Origin of the sequence: Acinetobacter sp. YH12096 (assembly GCF_013419215.1) — a bacterium.
Taxonomy (GTDB): domain Bacteria; phylum Pseudomonadota; class Gammaproteobacteria; order Pseudomonadales; family Moraxellaceae; genus Acinetobacter; species Acinetobacter amyesii.
The window spans coordinates 1-5,459 of record NZ_VPAM01000064.1; the positions used below are offsets into that span (position 1 = coordinate 1).

Sequence of the window (5,459 nt, forward strand, 5' to 3'; positions counted from 1 at the left end):
GGCAAGGTGTAAAACTTTTTCTTTAAATTGCCCCATTCTCTTGTATTCATTGGGTTCTATGCCTAGTTTTAATCTTAGCTCTTCTAGCTCTACCATAGTCACTTTGCCTGTACTACGCCATGCGATAAGCAACTCATACAAGCGTATAGCGTAAACACTAGTTAAACTGCTGACTTGCTCTAGTTCATAACTAGTGAAGTGTTTTTCTAAATTTGTAATCAACGGTACAACATCATCAGAAAACTTAATACGAACAAGAGCTTCATTCTCTACATAAGATATTCGTTGTACCCATCGACTTATTACATTCTCAATGTTGCCCTTTTGAGTCAGTTTTTGATAGCTAAATCTACGATCAAATAGGCTTTTGCAAGCATCTTTAAGAACTTTATAGGCTGTATTTCTATGAACATTGAAATGGTTGATATAGCTTTCAGCATGAATCGTCAAATCTTTATCATTGGGTGTATTTGATTGCCTAGCTTCAAGTATGGCTAACAGTATTAAACGTTGTTCTGATAGGTCTAAATTATAACTGGCATTTATTAGTGCATTATCTTTAACGACTAGTTCTTTTTTCATAAGCACACATATTTTTTAAGTATATAAGTACACTCTATTTTATTAAGTGTCACTTTGCAAGATAAAGGTGTACTTATTGCAAGATAAAGGTGTACTTATTGCAAGATAAAGGTGTACTTATTGCAAGATAAAGGTGTACTTATCCTTATTTTTATCATTATTTATCAATTGATTACAGAGGCTAAAAATTAAAAAATTAAAAATTATTAAAAAGAGGGGAGTGCTTAAAACTGCCCTATGTACTCGCTAAAGCTCGTACTCTATTGAAGCTCGTTCCTCGCTTCGTGGGGCAGTTTTTGGTTAATACTGTTTGTGAAATCTAAAAGCAAAAGCATTTGTAATGTATTCGCTTCGCTCATACTTTTTGAAAAGCAAAAGCTCCAAAGTTCGCACCCATTCGGGATGCTCTGTACCTACCGTTTAAAATCGAAAGGGAGCTTGTAATCAGAGAAAAGGCGAGGGCGAAATTTTGATGATGCTCAATCGCTCGTAGACACTCGCTCGGTTCTTATTATCTAGGTTTTAATTATTTACTGGAGCTAATCAAAGTTGTGAAACATTGCTTAAATAATAGGCGTGGAACGTGAAAAATCATAAAAAAAGCCCGAACAGGGATGTTCGGGCTATCAACTAGAAACTACAGCGTTGAATTATAAGGATAATTATACAGCATTTCGTATAAGGTGTATTATGTTAATTTTAGAAAATCTTAAGATAATTATTAATGAGTGGCTTAATGAATAAAGAAATTTCTGTATTACTGCATGACGTTCCTACTCATGCAGATTACGCATGTGATGCAACAGATTTAGATCCAGAAGATATTCCTGAAGATCGTATAGAACAAGTCATAAATTTATTAAATTCTTCTGATGAAAATATTGTATTTGAGGCAGCAAAACTTCTGACTAATTGGGGACAATCCTCTGGTTTTGATGCATTAGTAAATTTATTAAATGAAAATAAATTAGTTGGTTATATAGATCATCGTTTACATGGTTATGATGATACACTTCAGCATGTACTTAGAGCTTTTGTTCGTTATTGGGCATTCCAAGCTGATCTAGGATTTGGTGAACAGGCTAGAATAAAAATATTTCATCCTATACAAAAGATTATAGAAATATCTAATACAGAACCATTTGATATTAGTCGCTTATTTTGGTTAATTGATGATGAAAAATACGATGAATATATTCCTTTAATTAAAAACCATTTAATCCAAATAATAGATCATCCTGAATTACAATTTTGGAAAATCCATGATGCTATTGAACTGATGCTGAAATTAGAGCCTGAGTTTGTTCATAATTTATTAGAAGAAAAAGGCAAAACATTGGAAGACTTTAAAATTAACACTTTATAAAGTTATACATTTAACATAATGGTGGTTATACGAAATTCATTTGTTAGAAACCATTTATTACATCAAAAGTAATGAAAAAGTAAAGAATATGCCTTATATTATCTTTACTTTAATGTTTTTTGAGTGAGGAAATCATGTCCGCAGTCAATTTCAATATGCGCTTAGAAGCAGAGTTAAAAGAACAAGTCACGCCTATTTTAGAAGACTACGGTTTGACTATGCCCCAAGCATTCAAACTGTTCTTGAATCAAATCGTTAAAACTAAGGCGATCCCTTTATCTTTTGACTATGCGCGAGAAACTGCTTTAACTCCTAAAGCAGCAGCTAAGTTACTTCAATCTTTAAAAGAGATTGAAAATGGCGAGTACACCGAGTACGAAACGGTAGAAGAAGCGATTAAAGCTATGTCGGAAGAAGCACATGGCTAAACGTAAGATTATCGTAACCAGTTCTTTTAAACGTGATATTAAAAGACGTTATTTAGAACTGGTTACGGCTGAATGGGCAGAAGTATTAGATTGTTTAGTCGCAAATAATCCTTTGCCTGAAAAATATTTAGATCATCCCTTGAAGGGTGGTGCAGAGTTTAAAAATTGTCGTGATTGTCATGTGAAGCCTGACTTAGTCTTGATTTATAGGCTTGTTGGTGACGATATTTTAGAACTGCATCAGTTGGATAGCCATTCCGAAATTTTTGGATGACTATCGCTCGATGCTTTGAAATATGGCTTTAGCCATGTTTCAAAGTCGGGCAACTTTGCGCTTGCTGTAATTTGATTCGTAATGAGAAAAACCAAGCAAAGTATCGATCGCCTAGTATTTTTTAGGGTCGATCTGACACCAGTCATACGTTTTTTCTTTGACATTATTCGGTTCAAATGAGTAACACGGCTTTTTAGTCATAATTCTGACTAATGTTTTCCCATCATGCTCCTCGATTTGTAACGGATATTTTTTTAGTACAGCCATATCTGCTCTACGTTCATCAATTTCGTCTTTGCTTGGTATGTATAAGAAGATAGCTAAAATGAATACCATCATCACAGCAACAAACGTGCTAGCAAAAATAATGATAAGTTTTAAGTTGAGCCTGTGTGTAGCTTCGTTTAATGCCTGAATACTGTTGTTTAATGCGCCTGTATGCTTCTTATTTGCGTTTTCTAGCGATTTTTCAGCCTTGTCTAGCACTCCGCTAGCGACATGGTTGTAAAACTGCTCTAATCGCTTGTTATCGTCTGCTATGGCCTCTCTATATTCCTTCATGGATGCCAATAAAATATATAACTGGTCATCTAGATCATTTTGATTACTCATAATGACATTCCGCCTCTACCTAGTTTTTGAGATGCCTTGCGGAGTGCTTGCTCGGCTCGTTGTTTATCTAATTCTTGCTGTCGCTTCATTTCCGCTTGGCGTTCCAGTTCTAGACGTTTGGTTTCTTGGTTCTTCTGCCATTGATCAAAACCTTGATCGACACGGCTTAAACCACGCTGTAAAACGCTCTCTTTTTGCTGTTTCTGTTGGTGAAGCTGTTGGCTATTTTGCTGTTTGACGTTGTCATTAAAACGGCTGATTTCAGTGTCTATGCCTTGTCTGCGTAATTGTGTGACTTTGGTGCCTTCATGGATGGTGGCTTGTAGTCCGTTGTTCTGATCGGCATAGCTACGATGGTCTATTTTTTCTCGGTAGCCTGCACGTTCCAATGCTTTATTGGCTAAGTCTGCCCAAGTTTCTCGAATTTGCTTAATATCTTCTTGGGTTGTCCCCATGCCAAGGCTTTTTCGTTTGGCGTTGCTGAGTTCGATATCGGTTTTGGTGGTCAGGGTGAGTTTATTGTCCGTGTCCAATTCGGCTTTTCGGGTGGTAAGCATGATATGGGCGTGATGATTCTTATCATTACCGCCTTTGCTGGGTTCATGGATGGCTAAATCTGCGATCACTCCATAGCGATCAACTAAGGACCTGGCAAAGTCTTTTGCCAAGTCCTTACGTTGATCAGCGTCTAATTCATCAGGTAGGGCAATGACCCATTCTCTAGCGGTTCGGGCATCTTTACGGTTTTCGGTTTTTTCTGCCAAGTTCCAAAGTTCACCACGGTCAATTTCAATATCTAAATTAGACAGAATTTCAGAATGGGCGACACCGTCTTTTCTCGTAAAGTCATGGGTCAGTCCTGTGCGTTCATCTTCTAGTTTTTCCCCTGCACGATATGCAGATGATGCAACCGCAGTTCGCCCCGAACTTCGGTTCACCGTTTTAGTGGAACAATGATAAATTGCCATGCAGTCGCCTTGGGGTGCTTTTGCTTTTGGGGTTAAGGGGATTCCCCTTACGCAAACTTTGACTTGGATGAAATCCAAGTCGTAAGTGCGCATTTCATGAAAAACACGATAGCATATTACCCGCTTGAATTTCAATTCATAGGGTCTTATGCTTGAGTGGTTTTCTATATTCCGAAATTAACCGTTATGACTAAATCTGCTGAAAATATCGAAAAGAAAATTGAAGCCCAGTTAGAGAAGCTGAAACAGTTAAAAGCACAGAAACAGGCTATTGAAGCAAGAGAACGTACCAAAAAGAAAGAACAGGAGCGCAAGGATGATACTCGGCGTAAAATTTTGCTCGGTTCTTACTTGATTAAGAAAATGCAGGCAAATGAAGCCAATAAAGAAAAAATACTCGCTGAACTCAACGAATATTTAACAGAAAATAGAGATCGACAGCTTTTTGATTTGCCCGATATTGAAGCCTAATTTTTCTTAGCTGTTTGGTTGTTTTTTTTGGCTTGATACTCTGGAATGAGCGTATTTAAAACCTTTTGAATATTGTCTTTGTCCTCTATCTGCAAATGATCCCGATAGTAAATTAAGTCCTGTATTTTGCTTTCCATCTGCATTTTTTCGGTGGGTTTGGCATTTTTGGATAGTCGGGATAATAGGAAGATATAACCGCATATATTTTCCCTCGCAATTTCATAATTTACGATGTCGAGGTATTCAACGGTCACATGCTTTAGATCGGTTGATAGGTTATTTAATTTAATCATGGCTGAAATCCTGATTTTTCTAAAATTGGATAAAGCTCTCTGAATTTTTCAGGCTCTAACAGCATATCTGCTATACGGATAGCAAATTGTTGGTAGCTTTCTGTACCTTGTGAATATTTCCCCATTTCAGGCATTTCTGACATTTTTTTTGCAAATAAATGGCGTTGTGCATCGGTCATTTTGATAAAAAAGTCAGGTGTGTTTGGGTCACGCTTAGAATCTAATTTTTTCGGTTGTTGTTTCTGCTTAAACTTAAATGAAAAACCAATAATTGAACGACCACGTTTGTGTTGTTCATACTCTGCTTTTATATCTGTGTACTTATTAATTTGATCAATGGCAAGGTGTAAAACTTTTTCTTTAAATTGCCCCATTCTCTTGTATTCATTGGGTTCTATGCCTAGTTTTAATCTTAGCTCTTCTAGCTCTACCATAGTCACTTTGCCTGTACTACGCCATGCGATA

General features: G+C 36.7%; 8 protein-coding genes and 1 pseudogene. 4 read left to right on the forward strand and 5 right to left on the reverse strand.

Going from position 1 to position 5,459, the window contains the following annotated elements:
• Nucleotides 1-582: replication initiation protein RepM (repM, locus tag FTU36_RS16210; RefSeq protein WP_180118559.1), on the reverse strand; the 582-nt coding region annotated here is incomplete at its 3' end.
• A 736-nt stretch (nt 583-1,318) separates the two neighbouring features.
• On the opposite strand from repM, the gene FTU36_RS16215 reads away from it, so the two are divergent.
• The 3 genes from FTU36_RS16215 to FTU36_RS16225 all read left to right on the forward strand — a co-directional run bounded on the left by FTU36_RS16215 (nt 1,319) and on the right by FTU36_RS16225 (nt 2,650).
• Nucleotides 1,319-1,948 carry a hypothetical protein gene (locus tag FTU36_RS16215; protein WP_078194520.1) on the forward strand — a complete coding sequence of 210 codons (630 nt, stop codon included), beginning with the start codon at nt 1,319-1,321 and terminating at the stop codon, nt 1,946-1,948.
• Nucleotides 1,949-2,082: 134 nt separating this feature from the next.
• Nucleotides 2,083-2,376, forward strand: coding sequence for a type II toxin-antitoxin system RelB/DinJ family antitoxin (locus FTU36_RS16220; protein WP_001277151.1), 294 nt, complete (start codon nt 2,083-2,085; stop codon nt 2,374-2,376).
• Nucleotides 2,369-2,650, forward strand: coding sequence for a type II toxin-antitoxin system YafQ family toxin (locus FTU36_RS16225; protein WP_001129137.1), 282 nt, complete (start codon nt 2,369-2,371; stop codon nt 2,648-2,650). The genes FTU36_RS16220 and FTU36_RS16225 overlap by 8 nt, the downstream gene beginning before the upstream one ends.
• 111 nt (nt 2,651-2,761) lie before the next feature.
• Here the strand turns inward: FTU36_RS16225 and FTU36_RS16230 are convergent, their stop codons facing one another.
• The gene (locus tag FTU36_RS16230; RefSeq protein ID WP_087528903.1) at nt 2,762-3,262 is read right to left on the reverse strand and encodes a hypothetical protein; all 501 of its coding nucleotides are present in this window, start codon (nt 3,260-3,262) and stop codon (nt 2,762-2,764) included.
• The gene (mobQ, locus tag FTU36_RS16235) at nt 3,259-4,230 is read right to left on the reverse strand and encodes a MobQ family relaxase (protein ID WP_005265044.1); all 972 of its coding nucleotides are present in this window, start codon (nt 4,228-4,230) and stop codon (nt 3,259-3,261) included. Before mobQ ends, FTU36_RS16230 begins: the two co-directional genes overlap by 4 nt.
• Nucleotides 4,231-4,416: 186 nt before the next feature.
• On the opposite strand from mobQ, the gene FTU36_RS16240 reads away from it, so the two are divergent.
• Nucleotides 4,417-4,701 (forward strand): hypothetical protein, encoded by a 285-nt coding sequence (locus tag FTU36_RS16240; protein ID WP_004871868.1) that lies wholly within the window; start codon nt 4,417-4,419, stop codon nt 4,699-4,701.
• Here FTU36_RS16240 and FTU36_RS16245 read toward each other — a convergent pair.
• Nucleotides 4,698-4,994 (reverse strand): hypothetical protein, encoded by a 297-nt coding sequence (locus tag FTU36_RS16245; protein WP_087554538.1) that lies wholly within the window; start codon nt 4,992-4,994, stop codon nt 4,698-4,700. The two genes, FTU36_RS16240 and FTU36_RS16245, sit on opposite strands and share 4 nt — an antisense overlap.
• Nucleotides 4,991-5,459, reverse strand: a pseudogene (locus tag FTU36_RS16250) (RepB family plasmid replication initiator protein); the annotation flags it as partial. The gene FTU36_RS16245 and the pseudogene FTU36_RS16250, both read right to left, overlap by 4 nt.